Origin of the sequence: Duncaniella muris (assembly GCF_003024805.1) — a bacterium.
In the GTDB taxonomy this organism is placed as follows: domain Bacteria; phylum Bacteroidota; class Bacteroidia; order Bacteroidales; family Muribaculaceae; genus Duncaniella; species Duncaniella muris.
Window position 1 is genome coordinate 1 of record NZ_PUEC01000035.1, and the last position, 23,559, is coordinate 23,559.

Consider the following 23,559-nt stretch of genomic DNA (forward strand, 5'->3'; position numbering starts at 1 on the left):
AGCATCGGAATCGCCTCCAGAAGTTCCTGAAAACTGCTGAGGGGGCTTGTCAAATACAAAAAGTAAGCCCAACTTCTGCCGTTCAGGAAGTTGGACTCGCCTTTTTATGGTTTAGCGGACAGTAATATTTTCCAATATACCGGAACTTCTCGGTCGCCTGCATACGGAGCGGCAACTTCTGCATGCTCTTTTTCCTGACTTCATTACTCAAAAAATTGAGTGATGAAGTCAGGAATGGATACTGAGTCAGCCGAAAAACGACTGTCAGATGGTGGAATACGACAAGGGATACGGCAAACGTCTGCTGGTGGGATATAACGCCGACCGCGCCCGCAAGGATGCGTATAACCGCGAGAAAGGACTCCGCAGGCTTGAAAAGGCATACCGCAGAGGCACACTCACTAAGATGACTTTACCACAGAGCAAGCAGGCGATATCCCGAACGCATCAACGCATCGCACCTCTCTTCTCGGATGATTTTTGGGGTACGCGTTGACGAAGTCAGGAGTTATACGACAGTTTATCCCGATTGTTTATATTCCTTTTTTATCGGTGCGATAATTTTACGCCGGTTTATTATGCTGTAAAAGGGGGTAAAATGCAAGAAAAAAGAGTTGGGCTGTCGCGTAGCGCGAAGCTCAACTCTCTGGTATCCTTTGGGTTAATCCTTTTTCGTAGGCTTAGTACTCCTCCTCGTTGAAGAAGAAGTCTTCTTTCTGGGGGTAGTCGGGCCAGATGTCTTCGATACATTCATATGTGTCGCCTTCGTCCTCCATCTCCTGAAGGTTTTCTATTACCTCCAGCGGAGCGCCGGAACGCATGGCGTAGTCTATCAGCTCCTCTTTGGTTGCGGGCCAGGGTGCGTCTTCAAGTTTTGATGCTAATTCGAGTGTCCAGTACATGGTTGTGAAGTGTTTATGTGTATGTTCGTTTTTTGTGGGCGCAAAGGTAAGAATTTTATCTATATATACAATCGAATTCGCTTCTTGATTTGTTAAATCTTCTAAACTCCATCATCACCCGGCGTTAAACCGCAAATTATTCTCTAATTTTGCATCCGGACCGTCCTGATGGTCCCGGTGTTTTACGCCATAGCAACCGTATAATCAGCCCAATGCCATGATCACATTTCCTACCTCGCGGCTCTCCCGTCTGTTTGCTGCCATCTGTCTGACACTCACTATCCTCACGGCCTCTGCCGCCGAACGCCCCTGGACTCACGGACCGCTGAAAGTCTCTGCCAACAACCGCTTCCTCTGCCACTCCGACGGCACCCCATTCTTCTGGCTCGGAGACACCGGCTGGCTTCTCCCTCAGAGGCTCGACCGCGATGAAGCCGCCCACTACCTGCGCCGATCCGCTGCCGACGGCTACAATGTTGTCCAGATCCAGGTCATCAACGGTGTGCCCTCATTCAATACATACGGTGCCCCTTCCCATCCCCGACGGCACTGAAGAAGATGTCTTGATGTACGTCGACTCTGCCACCGTCCGCCAGCCCCTGCGCCCCGTCCTCGACGGCGAGCCAAGCTACGAAGACATCCCCCAGGGACTCCACTCCGATCTCGAACCGCGCTGGAACGACCTCGACATCCGCCGCTACGCCTACTGGTCAGTCTTCGCCGGATAATGCGGACATACCTACGGCCACAATGCCATCATGCAGTTCGTCCGCCCCGGAGTCAACGGTGCCTACTTTGCCGACGGCAGCCTCCTCTACATCGGCACCCACAGCGGGTCCCACCTTACCATCGACCCTCGCAAAATCCCCGGCGCCCCCCTTTTCTTACTCTGCCCTTCCGGCCGCTCTCTATGTCATAAATACAATAAGGGCACAATGCGCCAAAATCTCTGATTAACTTATTTTAACTATTCGGGGGGGGTAATTTGCCTAATTTTATCTAATTTTGCGCAAAATTTGTGCGTCTCGGAACCGTTTTTAAGATTTCTAATACCATTTTTCACCTTAATAACAGCACAAGAAGGTGCTACATTCTAATTGTTTTTAACCAATACCATTATGAGAGACAAGCAATGTTTTGTTTCAGCCGTCTGCTCCACACTGATCCGGCGGTTGTACATCTTTATGCTTCTGACCATGACAGGCATCACTGTCAACGCCCAGACTCTTTCGGTAAGCGGAACGGTGATCGACACCGAAGGCGAACCGATGATCGGAGCCAACGTAATAATCAAGGGAACCACCACAGGCGTGGCCACCGACGTTGACGGCAAGTATTCACTCAAAAACGTCCCCGCAGACGCCACACTCCGCTTCAGCTACATCGGCTACCAGACCCAGGAAGTAGCGGTCAAAGGCCGTAGCGTCATTGACGTGACCCTCCAGCCCGAAGCAGCCATGCTCGACGAAGTAGTGGCCATCGGCTACGCCACAGTGCGCCGCAAAGACCTCACCGCCGCCACCTCATCGGTAGGAGGCGCCGAACTCGCCAAAATGCCCGTGACAACAGCCGCACAGGCCCTCACCGGCAAAGCCGCAGGTGTCAACGTAATCACCCAGAGCGGCGCGCCCGGTGCCGACATCAACATCACCGTCCGCGGCGGAACATCAATCACCCAGGGCTCAGAACCCCTCTATATCGTTGACGGCTTCCAGATGGAATCAGGCCTCCAGAACGTCGACATCAATGACATCGAGACAATCGACGTGATGAAAGACGCTTCGGCCACAGCCATCTACGGTTCTGCAGGTGCCAACGGTGTGATCCTCATCACAACCAAATCCGGAAAATCAGGCAAAAGCGAAGTCAGCTACAACGGCTACGTCAGCTTCAGCCGTCTCGGCAAGAAGCTCGACCTCCTCGGAGTGGAAGACTACGTACGCTACCAGTATGAATTCCAGGCACTCCGCGGCAACCTCGACAACTTCGCCAACATATTCGGCGGAAGCGTCAGCGACCCCGATTTCTACACCGGAGCTGACAGCCGCATAGCAGAAATGTACCGCACACGCCAAGGCATCGATTGGCAGGACGAAGTATTCGGCAAAACCGGTATCACCCAGAACCACAACGTAAGCATCACCGGAGGCAACGAGCGCACCAACTTCATGGTCAGCTACAACTACACCGGTGAAGACGGCATCATGGACCGCCACAACTACAGCAAAAACAGCGTCCGCGCCAAACTCAACCACAAGATCTTCGACAACGTACGCTTCAACTTCGCCACCTCGCTCCAGTCAACCACAACCGAAGGCGGCGGATCGCTCGGAGGCACACTCAAGCAGACAATCCTCCAGCCCGTCACAGGCGGTGTGCTCTGGACCAACGACCAGATGCTCAACCAGGACCTCGCCGACGAATTCCTCGCAATGCCCGGCGGAACAAACTATGATGCAAACAACCCCATCATCAACAACCGCTCGATCGACAACAAAAAGTTCAAGCGCATGGCCACCGTCAACGCCGGACTCGAAATCGACATCATCAAAGGACTGACATTCCGCACAGCCGGCAGCTACATGTGGACCCAGACCCGCAAAGACTACTGGGACAACGGCAACACAAAGACCGCCGCTTCCAACAAGAGCCCCTACGGCTACGGCTCGCGCGACAACTTCGAAGACTCCAACTGGCAGATCACCAACACACTCAACTACTCCTTCGACCTCAACAAGAAGCACAACTTCACAGTGCTCGTCGGCCAGGAGACCTCTCACTGGGAGTCGATGAAACTTGAAAACGAATACCGCTCATTCCCTGACGGCAACTTCGGTCTCAACGATGTCAGCATCGCCACCCCCTACCAGTGGAAATCATCCAAATCTCAGATCGGCCTCGTGTCTGTATTCGGCCGTCTCTCCTACAGCTTCGAAGGAAAATACCTTCTGAACGCCACAGTCCGCGGCGACGGCTCCTCGAAATTTGCCAGAGGCCACAAATGGGACAGCTTCCCCTCGGTATCAGCCGCTTGGCGTATCTCTGAAGAGAAATTCATGGAAGCAACCCGCAACTACATCCAGAACCTCAAGCTCCGCGCAGGCTACGGTGTGGCAGGCAACAACAAGATCGACAACAACATGTATGCCACCGAATACGGCTCAGGCCACTACGGCAACGGATCTTCCGACTTCCCGACCTTCGTCCCCGGAACCACCCTCGGCAACCCCGAACTCGTATGGGAAAAGACCAAGACTTTCAACGTCGGTCTCGACCTCTCAGCCTTCAACAGCCGCGTAAACCTCCAGCTCGACTGGTACAACAACCAGTCTGACAACCTGCTCATCAAAAACAAGATCCCCAGCTCGACAGGCTACACCCACCAGTTCCAGAACATCGGCTCGATCCGCAACCGCGGTATCGAAGTTGTGCTCAACACAGTCAACATCGCCACCCGTGACTTCTCATGGACAATGGACTTCAACATAGCCTTCAACCGCTCGAAAGTCCTCTCCATCTACGGCAATGCCGAAAATGACTTCTTCATCCAGGACTACGAATCGCGCATGGGCTTCAAGATCGAAAAAGGCAAACCCCTCGGACAGTTCTACGGACTTGTCTATGACGGCATCTACACCACCGACGACTTTAACCAGCTCTCTGACGGCACCTACAAGCTCAAAGACGGAGTGGCACGCCTCAAAGGCTTCAACGGATTAGTACGTCCCGGCGATGCCAAATACAAAGCCATCTCAGGCGAGACCGATGCCAACGGCAACCCCGTCTGGAGCGTCAACGACCGCACCGTCATCGGCAACGCCTCCCCGAAATTCATCGGCGGCTGGACCAACACCTTTATGTATAAAGGCTTCGACCTCTCGGTGTTCATGAACTTCAGCTACGGCAACAAAGTCTTCAACATGAGCACCCAGCGCTTCATCGGCCCCTACCTCCCCAACCAGAACACCCTCTCCAAGATGGCCAACCGCTTCACCCTCATCGACCCCGCCACAGGTGAAGCCACCACAAACCTCGCCCGCCTGGCCGAACTCAACCCCGGACAGCACAGCGGCAAACTCATGTGGAACATTTCCGAAAACAACAAGACCGCCATCTCGGACCACAGCAGCTACTACATCGAAGACGGCTCCTTCCTGCGTATCAACACCATCACTCTCGGCTACACACTCCCCAAGAAAGCCATACAGAAGATACGCCTGAACAATCTCCGCTTCTACGCCACTGCCAACAACATCCACACCTTCACTGACTACACCGGCTATGACCCCGAAGTAGCCGTGTCGGCAAGCGCTCTCACTCCAGGCATTGACAACTCTTCATATCCCCGTGCCAAGAGCTGGGTAATCGGAGTAAACCTCTCATTCTAATCCAAATCAGAACTCTATCATGAAAAAGATATTCAACATAATGGGTGCCGCACTGCTGCTGGGCACTCTGACCACCTCATGCGAGGACTGGCTCGAAATGCCTTCGGAATCAAAGGCCGACAGCGAATCGGTGTTCGCCACCGTAAGCCGCGCCGACATGACCGTGGCCGGATGCTACACCTCACTCCACCACCAGGAACTCGGCTACCAGCTCCTCGAAGGCACCGACGAAAGCGCATCGAAGGAAAGCAACTCGAAATACAACGTCAGCAACTACGACTATACCAACCTCACCGGTATGCTCAGCAACGTTTACACTTCGATGTACAAATCCATCGAATACGCCAACGTCTGCATCAGCAAACTCGGCAAAGTGCCCGTATCGTCAGAAGCTGACCGCATCCACGTCAACGGACTCATGGGCGAAGCCCTCGCCGTAAGAGCCTACGCCTACTGGAACCTGGTGCGCTTCTACGGTGATGTACCCTTCAACGAACGCCCCACCTCGGAGCTCAACACCTTCGAATCATCACGCGTGAGCCGCGACACCATCTATGACCACTGCGTACGCGACCTCCAGAAAGCCGTCGAACTCCTGCCCTGGCGCAGCGAAAGCTACCTCTCCACCCCCGAACGCTTCACCAAAAACGCAGCCTACGGTATCCTCGCCCGCGTGGCCCTCTACGCCGCCGGACAGTCTCTGCGCTGGAACCTCGACCAGGTGCCCTATGACAACTCCACCGTGCGCATAGACCGCCGCGATGACCAGAAACGCGTCCGCGAGCTCTACCAGATCGCAGCCGACGCCTGCTTAGCAGTGATCCAGAAAGGCGAAAACGACCTCGTCAGCAACTACGACCAGCTCTTCCGCGACCTTGCGCTCAAACAGTACAACAGCGAGACCATGTTTGAATACGGCTGGTATGGAGCCAACTCCATTGACTGCCGCACAGGCTACGTCAACGGCCTCCCCGGATCAGGCGAAAGCCTCACCCTCGGCAAACCGGGCTCACAGATGATGGCCATCCCGACATTCTACTTCGAATTCGAAGACGGTGACCAGCGCCGCGACGTGTCGGTCTGCAACTACGCCCTCATCCTCAACAAGGCCGGTGACACATACCGAATGAACACCTACGCCGGAATGGGAGTAGGCAAATACCGCATCAACTGGAAAAGCGAAATCGGCGCCAGCAACTCGCGCCGCGACATCAACTGGCCCATACTCCGCTACTCCGACGTGCTCCTGATGTATGCCGAAGCCCTCAACGAGCTCAACAACGGAGCCACCGACGAAGCCGTCAAAGCCGTCAAGAAAGTGCGTATGCGCGCCTTCCGCAACGATGAAGCCAAAGCAGGCGCCATCCCCACCGGCCACGACGAATTCCTCGACTTCATCATCCAGGAACGCAAGCTCGAACTCAGCAACGAAGGCCTGCGCCGCACCGACCTCACCCGCTGGGGCATACAGTATGAACATCTCATGGCCGAAAAAGCCAAACTCGTGCAGCTCTGCAAGCGCGAAGGCCGCTACGCCGACGTAGCCCCCTACCGCGCCTTCCGCATCACCTCCACTCCCAAGCTCCAGGACCCCAACATCGCACTCCCCTACATCGATGTCAAGGAGTCAGACCTTTCGCAGATGGACCTCACCGCTGACCAGATCTCAGACCTCCACATCCTCAACTCAGCCTCCAAAGGATCTGCAAAATGCAAATTCTATGAAGCCGGCGGCAACGTCTACTTCAACAGCAGCCTCGTGCCTGCCGGAGTCGACGCCGAAGAAGTGGAATACACCGTGCTCAACATGTTCAGCATCAACACCGCCACCCAGAAAGGCAACCTCTCTGTGACAAAAGTCACCGGCGTATCTGACGAAAACACCTGGATCACCAACTCAACCGGCACCGGCATCTTCTACGGTCTCACCAAAAACAAGACCGAGCTGATGCCCTTCCACCAGACCGCCATCATGGATGTCAACCCCGGCCTGGCCGGACAGCAGCACCCCGGCTACTGATCATCGGAATGAACCTTACCGGAACCGTTAAATAATAATAATCCACTTGATCCGGACGGCGGAAACAGGCGGCAGCATCCGCCCGTAACCGCCGTCCGTTTTTCATCACTCTCCTGACAGCCACAACCGCCCCAACAACCCCTCCACCACCACTGCACCATGAAACAGACATCCCGCACCCTCCTCCTCCCCATGCTCCTGACAGCCGCGGCAGCCCTCCCCGCCGCCGCAACAGCCCCTCTCGCATTTCCCGGAGCCGAAGGCTACGGACGCCACACCGCCGGAGGCCGCGGCGGACGCATCATAAAAGTGACCAACCTCAACGACAGCGGCCCCGGAAGCCTCCGCGACGCAGTAGAAGCCACAGGCCCCCGCACCGTAGTCTTCGACATCGACGGCACCATCGAACTCCTCTCGCCCCTGCGCATCAACAACGACAGCATCACAATAGCCGGACAGTCGGCCCCAGCCGACGGCATCTGCCTCAAAGACTACCCCCTCGTCATCAACGCCTCCGAAGTAATAGTCCGCCACATCCGTGTGCGCCCCGGCGACCGCCACAACCTCGACAGCGACGGCATAGGCGGCGGACGCTACGGCCAGCGAAACGTAATCCTCGACCACTGCTCCGTCAGCTGGAGCATCGACGAATGCCTCTCCATCTATAAAACCGAAAACCTCACCGTGCAATGGTGCCTCGTAAGCCACAGCCTCAACAGCTCCGTCCACACCAAAGGAAGCCACGGATTCGGAGGCATCTGGGGAGGCTACAAAGCCACATTCCACCACAACCTGCTCGCCAACCACGCAAGCCGCAACCCCCGCTTCTCATCGGTCGACGGCACAAAATGGGTCGACTTCCGCAACAACGTGGTCTACAACTGGGGATTCAAGACAGCCTACGGCGGAGGCCACCACGCCGAAATCAACATGGTCGCCAACTACTACAAACCCGGCCCCGCCTCGCAACACAGCCGCCTGCTCGACGTAGCCGATGACGCCACCGGCCGCTACCACGTAGCCGCAAACCACATCGAAGGCTCCCCCGAAGCCACCGCCGACAACCGTCTGGCCGTAACCGACCGCCCCGGCAAACCCTACATGCGCCACCGCCGCAGCACACCCCCCGAAGCAGGCATCTGCCCCGCAGCCATCCCCCAGCCCGGCTCCGCAGCCCCCACATGCCTGGTCAGCTCACCCTTCCCCTACGTGATGATCAGCGAAGACAGCCCCGCCGAAGCCTACCTCAGAGTGCTCGACCAGGCCGGCTGCAGCTTCGCGCGCGACAGCTACGATAGTGACGTCATACGCCAGGTCAGACTCGGCCTCGGCGAAAACGGCAGCAACGGCATCATCGACACCCCCTCGCAGGTAGGAGGCTGGCCCCTGCTCCGCAGCGCCTCCCCCCCCACTGACACCGACGGTGACGGAATGCCCGATGCCTGGGAGACGGCTCACGGCCTCGACCCCCGTGACCCCACCGACGCCACATCCCGCACCCTCGACCCCGGAGGCTACACAAACATCGAAATCTACCTTAACTCCCTCCTCCGATAAACCCCCACTCCTGATTCGCCTACTGCCCCCGGCCCTTCCGGAAATTTAATAATTATTTAATATAATCTATTAAATCGGTTTGACCATTAATTGCTACCTTTGCATTCTCTTTCCTTGAAAGCACTCAAAATTTCTAAGGTAAAACCCCACTGATAATGTCTCTACGTCTGCCCGCGCTCTTAACACTGCTCTGCGTATCCGGACCGGCCATCGCCTCCACAGCCCCTGACGGAATCACCCCCGACAGGCTCATGGAAGGCCCTGACACACTGCAGATAGGCGAAGTCAACATCACCTCCGTCAAGCAGGGCCGTTCGCTGCTACGCCAGCCTGTCACAGTAACCACCATCCGCCAGAGCGAGCTCGAACGCTTCGACGTAGCCGGCATGAAAGGCGTCTCGGAAATCGCCCCAAACTTCTTTATGCCCGACTACGGATCGCGGATGACATCGTCAATCTACGTCCGCGGCATCGGCGCCCGCATCGACCAGCCCGCCGTGGGCCTCAACGTCGACAACGTCCCCTATCTCAACAAAAACGCCTATGACTTCGACTCGCCTGACATAGAGCGCATCGAAGTGCTCCGCGGGCCACAGTCAACGCTCTTCGGTCGCAACACCATAGCCGGACTCATCAACGTCTATACCCTCTCGCCCATGTACTACCAGGGACTCCGCGTGCTTGCCGGAGCCGCCACTCACGGCAACTACCGCCTCGGCCTTTCATATTACCGCCGCTTCTCCTCATCATGGGCCTCATCGCTCAGCGCCTCCGGCTCCCGCCGCGAAGGCTACTTCCGCAACAGCCACAACGGTGCCCGCGCCGACCGCGAACACAACGAATCGCTGCGCTGGCGCACCATATTCCGCCCCTCATCGGCCCTGAGCATCGAAAACGTGGCCTCCTACAACCACGCCCACCAGAACGGCTACCCCTATGCCTCGGCCGAAAGCGGACTCATCGACTACAACGACCCGACCTTCTACCGACGCACAGCCTTCACCGACGGTCTGACCATCACCTGGACCACCCCCGCCTTCACCCTCGCCTCAATCACCGGATTCCAGTATCTGTCAGACAACATGACTCTTGACCAGGACTTCCTGCCCGAAATCTACTTCACCCTCACCCAGAAGCAGCGCGACCGCAACGTCACCCAGGACATCGTCATCCGCGGAAAAGCCGGTGACTACGGCTGGCTCGCAGGAGTCTTCGGCTTCTACAAATATGCCGACATCAACGCCCCCGTCACCTTCAAGGAAGACGGAATCAACCGCCTGATCCTCGACAACGTCAACTCACAGCTCCCCGCCGGAATGCGCCTCGCCTGGGACCAGCCCGAACTCCTGCTCGGCTCCGACTTCCGCAACCCCGTCAAAGGCATAGCCGTCTACCACCAGAGCTCCTATGACATCGACAACCTCTCGCTCTCACTCGGCCTCCGCTTCGACTACGAGCACACCGCCCTGCGCTACCACAGCTATGCCGATGCCTCGGCCACCATGTGGCGCGGACAGATACCACTGCGCACACAGGAGATCCACATCGACAACAGCGACCGCCTCAGACAGCACTTCGCTCAGTTTCTTCCCAAGTTCAGCATCACCTACAACCTCCCCCACTCCGCAGTGTTCTTCTCCGTGGCAAAAGGCTATAAATCAGGAGGGTTCAACACACAGATGTTTTCCGACTTCCTGCAGCAGCGCCTCATGGAAGAGATGGGCCGCCCGGCTGAATACGACGTCGATAAAATGGTCAAATACCGCCCCGAAATCTCCTGGAACTACGAACTGGGAGGCCATTTCAGCGTAGACCGCAACCGCGTCTACTCCACCTTTGCCCTCTTCCTCATAGAATGCCGCGACCAGCAGCTGACCATGTTCCCCGACGGCACCACTACAGGCCGCATAATGGCCAACGCCGGCCGCACCCGCAGCCTCGGCGGAGAATTCACTCTCAACTACCGCCCCACAGACCGCTGGCACTTCAACCTCGCCTACGGCTACACCCGCGCCACCTTCCGCCGCTTCTCTGACGGCATAAATGACTTCAGAGGCAAACGGGTGCCCTACGCTCCGTCCAACACCCTCTTCACCGCCGCCACCTACCGCCAGCCCCTGACACTCGGATGGCTCGATGCCGTAAGCCTCACAGCCGACATGCGCGGCACCGGATCAATCTACTGGGACGAAGCCAACCTCTGGCGCCAGCCCTTCTACACCGAATTCGGCGCCACCCTCCGCTTCGAATTCCCCGCAGGATCGTTTGAACTCTGGGGCAAGAATCTCACCGACCGCAGCTTCAATACCTTCCGCTTCGAGTCGATGTCAAACAGTTTCTTCCAGCGCGGACTCCCCGCCCGCGGAGGCCTCACCCTCCGCCTCGACTTCCCTTCGCTCTAATGGGAGGGTGATATCCAGAACGCTATTTCAGAACCTCTTAGCGCTTTTTTAACCCTTCTTTGCGCTTTTTTAACTAAAGCCCGCACACTCTCCGACAATAAGAGCCCGCGAGCCACGTTAAACTATAGACTTCGAGGCCGTTTGAAAACAGCCTTTTATATCATCAATAATATAGAAATCAAACAATAGCACACAAACACCAGACAATCATGAAGAAATATCTTCTTTCGTCAGCTATGCTGGCAGCCACTCTCAGCCTGACCTCCTGCCTCGGAAGCACAAGCGACGAGCAGGTACTGACCTACAACTATGGCAGTAGCGAATCCTGCTTCAACCGCGTGATCGACCTCCAGGACGGTAGCGAATTCATAGCAAGCTCACCTTCCTACAACCTCAAATACACCCCCGCGGAAGCACAGGTGGAAATCACCCTCTCAAACATCATCCTCAGCCCCGCAGCCTCACCGCTCTCCTTCAAGTTCCCGGCAATGAAATACACTCAGGACCAGCTTGACGGATTCATCGTGACCACCGGCCGCAGCATCGTCCCTGAAAACGCCGGAAACTCCACCTATGTATTCGACACCTTCAACCTCCGCGCCTACTTCGGACGCAAACTCGGTCCGGTCTACTATATCCGCTATCAGCTCGACATCAACAACGAGCCCCGCTACGAAGTGACCACCTATGCCAAGCGCAACGCCTATGTCGGCCCGGTGATAGCCACTGACCTCACTGACAACAGCGTCTACAACACTGCCAACAATCTTGACGCTCAGGCAGACACCTACTACATCGTCAACCTCAACCAGGAGAAACGCACCGCCACACTCCAGGTCTACAACGGCAAATATTCCGACAGCATGACCCCGCTGGTATTCATGGTCAAGGACCTCCCCTACACCTACACAGAATACGGCTATACCATCGTGGCCGGAACTGACAATGCTCTCCCCGTCTACACCGCCACATCCGGAGATAAAGAACCGGCCGAAGGCCTGGAGATGACAGATCTCTCCATTGTAGGCAACCTGCAGAACGGCGCCACCATCCGCTTCAAATGCAATCTCGGTGACAACGACAAGTATAACGTGACCGCCAATCTGCGCTATCTCCTCTACAATACAAACAAGAATTGATCCTTTTTATTCAGGATTATAATCCCCTGGAAATATGACAGACGGCATCCGAACCATCGGATGCCGTCTGTCATATTTCCATTTTATTTTTATTTACGGTGCCGGATAAAATTCCGGCAGGAGCTTAGATCGTTGTTAAAAAACAACCTCTTAGTATTGTTCTTTCTCGTTGGGGAAGTCTGAGCTTTTGACATCGGAGATGTAGTTGCCGATGGCGTCTTCAATTACTGTGCCGAGGTCGGCGTAGCGGCGGAGAAAGCGGGGGGTGAAGCCTTTGTTGATTCCCAGCATGTCCTGGAGTACGAGTACCTGGCCGTCGCATCCGTTGCCGGCTCCGATGCCGATGGTGGGGATGGAGATGCTGCGGGAAACTTCCGTGGCGAGGGCAGCCGGTATTTTTTCAAGTACGATGGCGAAGCAGCCGGCTTCTTCGAGGAGACGGGCGTCGGCCATGAGTTTACGGGCTTCGGATTCCTCGCGCGCGCGGACGTTGTAGGTTCCGAATTTGTTGATGCTCTGGGGTGTGAGTCCGAGGTGGCCCATTACTGGGATTCCTGCCGAGATGATGCGGCGGATGGATTCGATGATCTCTTCGCCTCCTTCAAGCTTTACGGCTTCGGCGTTGCTTTCCTTCATGATGCGTATGGCAGACGCAAGAGCCTGAGTGGAATTGCCCTGGTAGGTGCCGAAGGGCATGTCGCAGACCACAAGGGCGCGCTTCACACCGCGGGTGACGCACTGGGCGTGATAGATCATCTGGTCGAGGGTGATTGGGAGGGTTGTTCCGTAGCCGGCCATTACGTTGGCTGCGGAGTCGCCTATAAGTATTGCGTCCATTCCGGCTTCATCGACGAGACGGGCCATTGAGTAGTCATAGGATGTGAGCATGGCGATTTTTTCGCCTTTTGCTTTCATTTCGATAAGGCGGCGTGTGGTCACCTTGCGGGGATCTTCAACGGTATAGGTTGACATTGTTTATTCCAATTTAGATTCTTAGAAGCTTTTTCATGCGGGAGTTTCTGATGATGAAATTCCGCGACAAAGGTATTAAGTTTCTGCAAAATGACCAAGTTTATCTCTGCCGAGCAGAGGACGGATGACCTTTTTCGGGGACTTACTTACCAATATTACGGACGGTTGGGTGACGGGACGGAAATTGTGATTATATTTGCCTTATGGAAAAGAATATTGTGAATCTGGATTCGATCGATGCCTACAACAAGCTTTACGGGCTTACCACACTGCACCCGCTGGTGACTGTCATTGACCTGAAAGAGGCCAAACAGGTGGTGAATAATATCAGGATCAAATATGGCGTCTATGCTCTGTTTCTGAAGAACGGGGTTGAGTGTTCGCTGCGCTACGGTCGCAAGCATTATGACTATCAGGAGGGCACGGTGGTGAGCTTCTCTCCGGGTCAGGTGATTGATGTGGAGATGAAGCGCGAGGTGCTTGCTCCGGATGTGGTCGGCCTGATGTTTCACCCTGATCTGATCTACGGGACTCCGCTGGGCGACAAGATAGGTGAATTCGGTTTCTTTGACTATTCGCAGATGGAGGCACTGCATCTTTCGCAGGACGAGCGCAATATTTTCCTTGACTGTCTGGATAAGATCAGGAAAGAGCTGGAGCATCCGGTGGACCATCATTCGGCGGCACTGCTTTCGGCCAACATACAGCTGCTGCTTGAGTATCTCCACCGGTTCTATGACCGGCAGTTCATAGTGCGCCATAAGGTGAATTCGGACATAGTGAAGCGCTTTGAGAGGGAACTGAAGGCTTATTTCGAAAGCGAGGAGCGGCGCGATGCAGTGCCTTCGGTGGCCTATTTCGCGGATCTGGTTAGTCTGACTCCTGGCTATTTCGGCGATCTGGTGAAAAAGGAGACGGGCAATACAGCCCAGGAGATGATCTCACGCCATATTGTGGCTGTGGCCAAACAGCGTCTGGCGGCATCGGCAGAGGACATCAGTGTCATAGCCTATGATCTTGGCTTCCAGTATCCGCAGCATTTCACCCGCTTGTTCAAGCGGCTGACGGGTGAGAGCCCGCGGCAGTACAGGGAACACCTGAGCCTGAACTGAGGCGGGAGGATTGTCAGGGAGGGTTTGCGGGTTCGGATTATTATGACTAATTTTGTGATTAGGTAACTCTTCAAAATCTCAGAGTCACTTACCGAAGATATCAATACCTAATCCACGAAATCTATTAACCTGAAAAAATATCCGCTTTATGAAAAGTGATCCTAAAGACTGTCTCTATTGCACCAATAACGAAACTCTTCACAATCTGATGATCGAAATCGCCACTCTTGAGGTGTCGAGAGTTTTTCTGTTCAAGGAGCAGACCTACCGCGGCCGCTGTCTTGTGGCCTACAAAGACCATGTCAACGATCTGTTTGAGCTGAGCGACGAGGAGCGCAATGCGTTCATGAAGGATGTAACCCGCGTGACCCGTGCGATGGACAAGGTGTTTCACCCCGAAAAGATCAACTACGGTGCCTACAGCGACAAGCTCTCGCATCTGCACTTCCATCTGGCTCCGAAGTATGTCGACGGCCCTGACTACGGCGGCACTTTCCGCATGAATCCCGGCGAGGTTTATCTGAGCGATGAGGAATATGCCGATATGGTGGCAAAAATGAAAGCAGCTCTGTAAAAAATTCAAAAATTTCTTTATAAATTTGCAGTCGGAGAAAGCCGTGTCCGAATGGAGGACCGTTTCTCCGACTTTTCACACATTTATAACCCGTTACATGAGTTACAGCTTCCTTGACCTCCTGTGTCTTTTAGGATCAGTCGCCATGTTCCTGTATGGAATGAAGGTGATGAGTGAAGGCCTCCAGAAGGCTGCCGGTGACCGGCTTCGTACAATACTTTCGGCAATGACCCGAAACCGGTTTACCGGAATGCTTACCGGTATAGTGATCACTGCTCTTATCCAGAGCTCATCGGCCTCGACGGTGATGGTGGTCAGCTTCGTCAACGCCGGCCTCATGACACTGGGACAGTCTATGGCTGTCATATTCGGTGCCAATGTCGGCACCACGTTCACGGCCTGGATCATCTCACTGTTCGGATTCAAGGTAGATACTTCCGCATTTATACTTCCGCTGATTGCCTGCGCGGTTCCGTTGCTCTTCGCCAACGCCAGCCGCAAGAAGTCAATCGGCGAATTTCTTATAGGCTTCGCCCTGATGTTCATGGGCCTGGATATGATCAGCGACTATGTACCTGATCTGCAGAGTAATCCAGAAATGTTTGCCTTCCTCGAACGCTATGCGTCGATGGGCTTCGCCTCGGTGCTTCTGTTTATGTTCGTGGGCATGATCATCACGGCTGTTATCCAGTCATCGGCGGCAACGTTTGCCATAGTGCTGATCATGTGTACCAAGGGGTGGATCTCCTTTGATCTGGCCTGTGCGGTTGTGCTCGGCAGCAATATAGGCACTACGATCACACCGCTGCTTGCATCGATGAGCGGCAACGTGGCAGCCAAGCGCACGGCTATGGGCCACCTGCTTTTCAACCTCTTCGGCATAGTGTGGACTCTTGCTGTGTTCTACCCCTTCGTCAGACTCAACGTGCACATCACCGAGTGGCTCGGCCAGGGTGATCCTGACAGCATCTTCAACTATGTGAATGATCTTGAGGCCACGGATCCGCAACTCTACAACAGCATTTTCGACGGCAGTCTGCCGGCGGGACATCCGGTGCTCGCCAAGATAGCCCAGATGCAGTTCAGCGTGTCGTTCGGGTTGTCGATGTTCCACACGGTGTTCAATCTTATCAACGGTGCCATCATGATCTGGCTGACAGGATTCTATGTGACAGTAGTGGAGAAACTGCTGCCTGCCAAGCACAAGGAGGAAGAGGAATTCCAGCTCAAGTTTATTGCCGGAGGTCTGATGAGTGCCTCGGAACTCAACATAGCCCAGGCAGAGAAGGAGATAGTGGTCTACGCCCAGAGAGTACAGCGCATGATCGGGATGGCGCAGAACATTGTCCACAACAATTCGGGCAACGAGTTCACCAAGCAGTTCTCCCGCATAGAGAAGTATGAGGAGATCTCTGACCGCATGGAAATCGAGATAGCCAACTATCTGAACCGCTGTTCGGAAGGCAGGCTTTCAAACGAGGGCAAACACCGCATCGCCGCCATGCTGCGCATAGTCAGCGAGATAGAGAGCATAGCCGACTGCTGTTACGGAGTGGCCAGGATTCTGATACGCAAACAGGAGGGCCATGTGAATTTCAACGACGAGATCTCGCGCAACATAGACTCGATGTTCATAGCCGTAGAGGCCGCCATGACCAACATGATGCTTCTGCTGCGCAACTTCGAGACCGCCGAGCAGGCCGACATCATCACCTCTTACAATCAGGAGCGCGAAATCAACAACATGCGCAACCAGTTGCGTGTGGCAAACGTTGAAAATATCAACAACCACCACTACGAATATCAGGCCGGCATCTATTACATGGACATCATCGGCTCGCTCGAAAAGATCGGCGACTATATCATCAACGTGGTCGACGAAGTGAGAGCCCAGTTCCGCAAGAAGCCCGTCTGAGCAAGACACACACGCCATCCAAATGCCGTCACTCAAGAAATATCTGGTCAACTACTTCACGCTCACCGACGATCTGCTGCCGCAGGAAGAGGCTGAAAGCGCTATCCGCGAGGGAGTCTCCTTCAAGGGGACCAACATGCTTATCCTTATTCTCGCCATCTTCATCGCCTCGCTTGGCCTGAACACCAATTCGACGGCCGTGATCATCGGCGCCATGCTCATCTCGCCGCTGATGGGGCCCATCATCGGCATAGGGCTGGGTGTAGGAGTGCAGGATTTCGAACTGCTGAAGCGGGCGCTGCGCAATCTGGTGATGGCGGCAATGTTCAGTGTGCTGACGTCGACAATCTATTTCATCATCTCGCCTGTGAGCGAGGGCCACAGCGAACTGCTGGCGCGCACGTCGCCGACGATCTATGACGTGCTGATAGGATTTTTCGGCGGCGGGGCAGGCATAGTGGCCATAGGCTCGAAGTCAAAGGGCAACGTGATTCCCGGCGTGGCGATAGCCACCGCCCTCATGCCACCGCTCTGCACCGCAGGCTACGGTCTGGCCACCCTGCAGCTCAACTATTTCCTCGGCGCATTCTATCTGTTTCTGATCAACTCGATTTACATAGGCCTGGCCACGTTTATAGGCGTGAAGCTGATGCACTACCATCCGGCGGTCTCCGGAAATCCGGAACGCTCCCGCAAGGTGCGCCGGATTGTCTACACCGTGGCTATCCTCACACTACTCCCTTCGCTCTATCTGACCTACAACATGCTGCGCCAGTCGAGATTCTCGACCAATGCCGACCGCTTCATAGCCCAGCAGTTCAACTTCCCCTCGACCCAGGTGCTGAGCAAAAGCGCGGTCATAGAACATGGCGAGAGGGTAATCACAGTGACACTGATAGGCAAGGTGCTTCCGGCCGACTCGCTGCAGCTGGCCATGTCAGCACAGCTTAAGAACTACGGGCTGGAAGGAGCACGCCTGAACATCATACAGGGTGACTCGCCCGACCTGTCGGAACTCAAAAACGGACTGCCGAGCATGAGCGACATCTATGAGTTTGCCCGCACATCGCTCACGTCGCAGCAGCAGACCATCGACTCACTGAGAAGCGTCATAGCCTTCGCGCGGATCAACGACACGATTGCCGGGCGGATAGCTCCGGAGATCAAGGTGGTGTTTCCGCAAGTGGAGGAGATAGCTGTGAGCCGTGCGGTGTTCGGCAACATATCGACAGAGAAGCTCGACACCGTGAGCATGGCTCTGGTGAAATACAGCCGTCAGATGTCAGCCGACAAGCAGCGCGAGTTTGAGAACTATCTGAAGGCCCGTCTGAACGACAAAAACATCACCCTGATCAATGTCGGAAACCAGATTGATTTCCAGGCTGCCCGCGCAGGCAAGGATGCCGGCGGGAACGCAACTACCGCAAAGAAAAAATGACACAGACCAACGGCTCAGAATATAGACTGCCTGACAACCTGAGAGGAAAGAAGGTGGTGCTCGTGAATCACTCCGACACTCTCGGTGGGGCCGCGATTGTCACGTTCAGACTTCTGCAGGCCCTGCGCGACCAGGGTGTGGACGCGAGAATGGTGGTCTACACCAAGACCTCGCAGGAACAGAGCGTGGACTGCATATACACACGCTTCCTGCGCTCAATGGCTTTCTGCCTCGAACGGCTGAGAATTCTTCCGGCCGTAGGTTTCGACTACAGCCGTCTGTTCAAAGTGTCGACCGGGTCATTCGCCCTCAATGTCCACCACCATCCCTGGGTAAAGGAGGCCGATATTGTCTGCCTCAACTGGATAAACCAGGGGCTTATGGGGGTCAGAGGCATACGCAAGCTGCATGAAGCCGGAAAAAAGATAGTGTGGACGCTCCATGACATGTGGGCCATGACCGGCATCTGCCATCATGCCTATGACTGCGACCACTACCGGAAGGAATGTGGCGACTGCCAGTTTCTGTCCGGAGGCGGCAGTCCGGGCGATCTCTCGCACAAGTGCTGGGGAAAGAAACACCGCCTGCTGGGCGATGTGCCCATAAGCTACGTGACGGTGAGCCACTGGCTTGAGGAGTGCGCGCGCAGTTCGTCGCTACTCCGCAGCCACAGCATAAGGACTATCCACAACCCCTTCCCTATCGAACAATTTTACTACGAACGCGACAGGTCGCTCTACACACTGTTCACACCCGACAAGCCGAACATCATCCTCTTCGGAGCCGCACGTCTCGATGATCCAATCAAGGGTCTCGACTATGCGATAGACGCTCTGAACCATATATTCGACAACTATCCGGAGATTGCCTCGACAACGGCCGTCTACTTTTTCGGACAGCTTAAAAACCAAGAGGCTCTTGACCGTCTGCGCTTCTCGCACCAGTGGCTCGGAATGATCAACGACTTCAAGATCATACGCTATCTCTGCGCCAGCGCCAAGGTGATGCTGTCCACCTCGCTCTACGAGACTCTCGGCGGAACTTTGGTGGAGGGCCAGGCCGGGGGCGCGATTCCGGTGACATTTGGCGGCGACGGCCGCACGGATGTGGTGGAGCATCTTAAAAGCGGCTACATAGCGCGCTATAAGGATGTGGAGGATGTGGCGCAGGGCATAATGTGGGCGCTGAAAGCCGACATTCCGCGCAAGGAGCTTCACGACTCGGTAGGCGAGCGGTTCGCCTCACAGGTGATAGCCCGCAAATATATCGATCTCTTCTCGGAAATAATTGATTAATAGGCTTTTAGAGATTGTTTAAAAACAACCTCTTAATTCACACCTTCTGAAGATATGAAAGTACTGATAGTCGGAGCCGGAGGTTTTATCGGCGGATTCATAGCCCGCGAGGCTCTTTCGAGAGGCTATGAGACCTGGTGCGGTGTGCGCGAAAGCACCTCGCGCCGCTATCTGACCGATCCGGCACTCAAGTTCATCACTCTGGATTATGACGATCCGCAGAAACTGACCGATCAGCTCAAGGACGGACAGTGGGACTATGTGGTCTACAACCTCGGAGCCACGAAGTGTGTCAATTTCAGCGATTTCAACCAGATCAACTACGTGTATCTGCGCAACTTCTGCGAGGCGATGATCAATAACAACCAGCATCCGGCGAAGTTTCTCTACATGTCATCGCTGTCGGCCATCGGTCCGGGCGATGAGAAGACCTACAGTCCGCTGACCAACTCGATGATTCCTCAGCCCAACACTCGCTACGGGCTGTCGAAAATCAAGGCCGAGACGCTGCTGCAGACTCTCCCGGCTGAGTTTCCGTGGATCATACTGCGTCCTACGGGTGTCTACGGTCCTCATGAGCAGGACTATCTCATGATGATCAAGAGCATCGACGCCCACTTTGATTTCGGCGTGGGCTTCCGCCGTCAGATGCTGACGTTCATCTATGTGGAGGATCTGGCGCGTGCGGTTTTCGATGCGCTTGAAAATGCTCCCGTCCACCGCAAATACATCATCTCCGAGCCGCGGGCTTATTCGCAGAAGGAATTCCGCAGAATAGTGGCCAGGGAGCTCGGACGGCGCCTGGTGGTGCCTGTCAGACTGCCGCTGTGGGCGCTGAAAATAGCCTGCGCGGTGTCTGAGAAATACGGTGCGGCCAAGATGCAGGCTGTGACGCTGAATTCAGACAAGTATAACATCATGGCCCAGCGCAACTGGGCGTGTGACATCTCCGATGCGCAGCGCGATTTCGGTTTCTCGCCACAGATCGACCTTGAAGAGGGCGTCAGGCGCACTGTCAGAGCCTATCTCACTGAAAAAGAGGCTCAGAAGCAGCGAAAGAAGAAGGTGGATTAAGAGCCTGATAAACATCCTCCAAGCCCTATGGCGGCCGACTGCCGTATCAGAGACAATACCTATTACATATATTATATATAAATCAGAATCCAAATCATTTAGCCCATGAGTCCTGCCAAGCAAAGACCACCTCTGTGGATGACGATGCTGATCATAGTGTTTCTGCTGCCGGCATTTTCGTTTCCGGTCCTCGTAGCCAATCTCCCCGCAGGCGAGGAGACGGTGAAGACTTTCGTGTGGATCTATCCGTTCTACATGCTTCTCTCCGCATGGCTTGCCTGGAGCGCTTATCAGACGCGGCCTTATGTGAGCTGGATTCTACTGCTGCTCATGGCGCTTTCAAGCGCGGCCGTCTGGGCTTTGGTCATGAATCCGGGATTAGCGGCGGCGTGAAGAGTCTGATTTAGAGGTTGTTAAAAACACCAGTTAAAAACCATCTGAAAAAATATACCCCCAACCATATGAAACTGCTTATCATCAACGGTCCGAATCTCAATCTCCTGGGCACACGCGAGCCCAAGATCTACGGATCGCGCACTTTCGAATCCTATCTCGTGGAACTGCGCGAGATGCTTGACGGCGACGAAATTGAATATCTCCAGTCGAACCACGAGGGAGATATCATTGATTTTCTGCATAATACCGATGCCGACGGGGTTATCCTCAACGCCGGTGCCTATACCCACACATCGCTCGCCATCGCCGATGCGATAGCCGGCATACAGACTCCTGTGATCGAGGTGCATATCTCAAACACAGCCTCGCGCGAGGCCATCCGCCACAAGTCGCTGATTGCGCCGGTGTGTTGCGGAACCATCACCGGTTTCGGCCTCAATTCATATTTCCTTGCCGCCCAGGCATTCGTGATGGGCCACGTAAAATAAGAGGCTTGTCATGGCAGAAACTTTAGACGATTATATCCTCAGCCATATCTCTCCCGAACCCGACCATCTGCGCCGGCTCTACCGCCGCACCCATCTGCGCCATCTCTATCCGCGCATGTGCTCCGGGCATCTCCAGGGGCGTCTGCTGGCCATGATCTCGGCTATGGTAGGCCCACGGCGCATTCTGGAACTGGGTGCCTATACGGGCTATTCGGCTCTCTGCCTTGCGGAGGGGCTGAAGCCTGACGGACAGCTGCACACCATAGAGATTGACGATGAGATGGAGGAGGAACTGACGGAGCTTTTCGAATCGGCTCCGGACGGTGAGAGGATCACGCTCCACATTGGTGATGCGGAGGAAATTGCAGGCAAGATCGACGAGACATGGGATCTGATCTATATCGATGCCAACAAGCGCCGATACACGGAGTATCTCGATGCGGTGCTTCCCCGCCTGCGCCAGGGGGGATTCATCATTGCCGACAATACTCTATGGGACGGCAAAGTGACTGACACCGAGACGAATCACGATGCCCAGACCGTGGCTTTGGATCGTTTCAACAGTTATGTGGCGTCAAGAGAGGATCTCGAAACCGTGATTCTGCCTCTGCGCGACGGTCTGACGCTGATCAGAAAGAAATAAAAAAATTTTTAAATTTTAGTGAACCATTCAGGAAGCCATGCGTTGTATAAGTACATGGTAAAATTACTTTCCATTGCAAGAAATGTGATAATGATTGGTTTATTAAATGAATTGAAGCTGTCGGGAGACAGCTTTTTTCATATCCGGCCGGGCGGTAAACCGGTGTCCTGCCGGACACCATATGCAGGGGGGATCACAAACCCGTGACACCTGCGCGCTTTGCGCTGCGGTGTCACGGGCTACGAGTAAATCTGCGTCCTCCGGACGCCCATCCGGTCTCAGCACGCGCAACATGGCCTGACAGATCCGCAGGCGGCAACACGTCTGAAAAAGCGGATTCCGGATGGCTACGCGATCAGCAGGTGCCCGACAAGGCGGATCCGGATGATCCGTGGCTATCGGGTGTCCTGCCGGACACCGATTTACTCATAGCCCCCGACACCGCAGCGCATTGCGCGTAGGTGTCGGGGGAGGGAACATTCAAACAAATGTGGTGTCCGGTCAAGGACACCGATTTACCACCACGAATGGTCCCGGAATCCGCTGCCCAAAGATAGTTTTTTATGTGGCTTTTGCTGCCGGGCGGATAAACCGCTCATAGGGGCTGAAGGGGTCCGCGTATATTGTTAGGGAGCGGTGCATCAGATCTGTCGAGCACGCTCCATAGATCGAAACGCAGCCATCCGCTTTCAACCGATTCAAACAATGTATTCTCGAACAGCACATAAAATGCCACGAAGGTGCTTATAAATACCACATGAAAGAGTGCCCTTTTTGCGAAGGCCGATGACAGACGCCATCCTATGTGATACACTACGAATATCGTTGCGACTATGGCAAGCACGGAGACAAGAATGATTTCCAGCATGGTCGGTGGGGATGGGTTAAAGAGTTCTTTTAATCAAGCCTGCAATGCAATCGAACAGAAACAGAATGCCCATTCCGGCTATCAGCCACAGAAGAAAGCGCAGGTATTTGTTTGATATTTTCTTTTTTATCTGTTTTTCAGCTGAGTCACTTGCAATAAAGTAGGTCATGAGCCGGAGTATTCCCTCTATCATTTTTATTTATTACTGTCCGCTAAACTTTTTTTGAGCGATTGAAAAATTAGGGCTGACACCTATTGCAGGAGTCAGCCCTAAATGGTTATTTTGGTGTCGCCAAACAATCCATGAATAACCATGAGTAAAAGTAGTAATTTCTTCGGACAGCCGATATATGGACAGCTGATAAAATCACTCAAT

General features: G+C 54.7%; 17 protein-coding genes and 2 pseudogenes. 16 read left to right on the plus strand and 3 right to left on the minus strand.

Annotated elements, in window-relative coordinates:
• Window positions 1-229: 229 nt before the first annotated feature.
• Window positions 230-406 (plus strand): annotated as a pseudogene (locus C5O23_RS14685) (IS1634 family transposase); the annotation flags it as partial.
• A gap of 274 nt (window positions 407-680) precedes the next feature.
• Here the strand turns inward: C5O23_RS14685 and C5O23_RS12140 are convergent.
• Window positions 681-902 (minus strand): DUF2795 domain-containing protein, encoded by a 222-nt coding sequence (locus tag C5O23_RS12140; protein ID WP_107033196.1) that lies wholly within the window; start codon window positions 900-902, stop codon window positions 681-683.
• 217 nt (window positions 903-1,119) lie between these two features.
• On the opposite strand from C5O23_RS12140, the pseudogene C5O23_RS12145 reads away from it, so the two are divergent.
• The 6 genes and pseudogenes from C5O23_RS12145 to C5O23_RS12175 all read left to right on the plus strand — a co-directional run.
• A pseudogene (locus C5O23_RS12145) lies at window positions 1,120-1,702 on the plus strand (apiosidase-like domain-containing protein); the annotation flags it as partial.
• A gap of 318 nt (window positions 1,703-2,020) precedes the next feature.
• Window positions 2,021-5,290, plus strand: coding sequence for a SusC/RagA family TonB-linked outer membrane protein (locus tag C5O23_RS12155; protein WP_410520473.1), 3,270 nt, complete (start codon window positions 2,021-2,023; stop codon window positions 5,288-5,290).
• 19 nt (window positions 5,291-5,309) lie between these two features.
• Window positions 5,310-7,310, plus strand: coding sequence for a RagB/SusD family nutrient uptake outer membrane protein (locus tag C5O23_RS12160; protein WP_107033199.1), 2,001 nt, complete (start codon window positions 5,310-5,312; stop codon window positions 7,308-7,310).
• Between the two features lie 159 nt (window positions 7,311-7,469).
• Window positions 7,470-8,867 (plus strand): pectate lyase, encoded by a 1,398-nt coding sequence (locus tag C5O23_RS12165; protein WP_370528412.1) that lies wholly within the window; start codon window positions 7,470-7,472, stop codon window positions 8,865-8,867.
• Between the two features lie 155 nt (window positions 8,868-9,022).
• Window positions 9,023-11,269, plus strand: coding sequence for a TonB-dependent receptor (locus C5O23_RS12170; protein WP_107033200.1), 2,247 nt, complete (start codon window positions 9,023-9,025; stop codon window positions 11,267-11,269).
• Window positions 11,270-11,478: 209 nt separating this feature from the next.
• Window positions 11,479-12,408, plus strand: a complete 930-nt coding sequence (locus C5O23_RS12175; protein ID WP_107033201.1) for a hypothetical protein — start codon at window positions 11,479-11,481, stop codon at window positions 12,406-12,408.
• Between the two features lie 150 nt (window positions 12,409-12,558).
• Here C5O23_RS12175 and panB read toward each other — a convergent pair whose 3' ends face one another.
• Window positions 12,559-13,380 (minus strand): 3-methyl-2-oxobutanoate hydroxymethyltransferase, encoded by an 822-nt coding sequence (gene panB / locus C5O23_RS12180; protein ID WP_107033202.1) that lies wholly within the window; start codon window positions 13,378-13,380, stop codon window positions 12,559-12,561.
• A 203-nt stretch (window positions 13,381-13,583) separates the two neighbouring features.
• Here panB and C5O23_RS12185 point away from each other — a divergent pair, with 203 nt between their 5' ends.
• The 9 genes from C5O23_RS12185 (at window position 13,584) to C5O23_RS12225 (ending at window position 22,315) form a co-directional block, all read left to right on the plus strand.
• Window positions 13,584-14,492: a helix-turn-helix domain-containing protein gene (locus tag C5O23_RS12185; RefSeq protein ID WP_107033203.1), complete on the plus strand. Its 909-nt coding sequence runs from the start codon at window positions 13,584-13,586 to the stop codon at window positions 14,490-14,492.
• A gap of 148 nt (window positions 14,493-14,640) precedes the next feature.
• Entirely contained in the window at window positions 14,641-15,066 is a 426-nt protein-coding gene (locus C5O23_RS12190; RefSeq protein ID WP_107033204.1) for an HIT family protein, read from the plus strand.
• Between the two features lie 97 nt (window positions 15,067-15,163).
• Window positions 15,164-16,981 carry a Na/Pi cotransporter family protein gene (locus C5O23_RS12195; protein WP_107033213.1) on the plus strand — a complete coding sequence of 606 codons (1,818 nt, stop codon included), beginning with the start codon at window positions 15,164-15,166 and terminating at the stop codon, window positions 16,979-16,981.
• Between the two features lie 22 nt (window positions 16,982-17,003).
• Window positions 17,004-18,419 (plus strand): TIGR00341 family protein, encoded by a 1,416-nt coding sequence (locus tag C5O23_RS12200; RefSeq protein ID WP_107033205.1) that lies wholly within the window; start codon window positions 17,004-17,006, stop codon window positions 18,417-18,419.
• Complete coding sequence (locus C5O23_RS12205; protein ID WP_107033206.1) at window positions 18,416-19,714, plus strand: glycosyltransferase; 1,299 nt, start codon at window positions 18,416-18,418, stop codon at window positions 19,712-19,714. Before C5O23_RS12200 ends, C5O23_RS12205 begins: the two co-directional genes overlap by 4 nt.
• Before the next feature lie 54 nt (window positions 19,715-19,768).
• Window positions 19,769-20,788, plus strand: a complete 1,020-nt coding sequence (locus C5O23_RS12210; RefSeq protein WP_107033207.1) for an NAD-dependent epimerase/dehydratase family protein — start codon at window positions 19,769-19,771, stop codon at window positions 20,786-20,788.
• Between the two features lie 105 nt (window positions 20,789-20,893).
• Window positions 20,894-21,181 (plus strand): hypothetical protein, encoded by a 288-nt coding sequence (locus C5O23_RS12215; protein WP_124075952.1) that lies wholly within the window; start codon window positions 20,894-20,896, stop codon window positions 21,179-21,181.
• A gap of 68 nt (window positions 21,182-21,249) precedes the next feature.
• Window positions 21,250-21,672, plus strand: a complete 423-nt coding sequence (locus C5O23_RS12220) for a type II 3-dehydroquinate dehydratase (protein WP_107033209.1) — start codon at window positions 21,250-21,252, stop codon at window positions 21,670-21,672.
• Between the two features lie 10 nt (window positions 21,673-21,682).
• Entirely contained in the window at window positions 21,683-22,315 is a 633-nt protein-coding gene (locus C5O23_RS12225) for an O-methyltransferase (RefSeq protein WP_107033210.1), read from the plus strand.
• A gap of 595 nt (window positions 22,316-22,910) precedes the next feature.
• Here the strand turns inward: C5O23_RS12225 and C5O23_RS12230 are convergent.
• Entirely contained in the window at window positions 22,911-23,183 is a 273-nt protein-coding gene (locus C5O23_RS12230) for a hypothetical protein (RefSeq protein ID WP_107033211.1), read from the minus strand.
• Between the last annotated feature and the right edge of the window lie 376 nt (window positions 23,184-23,559).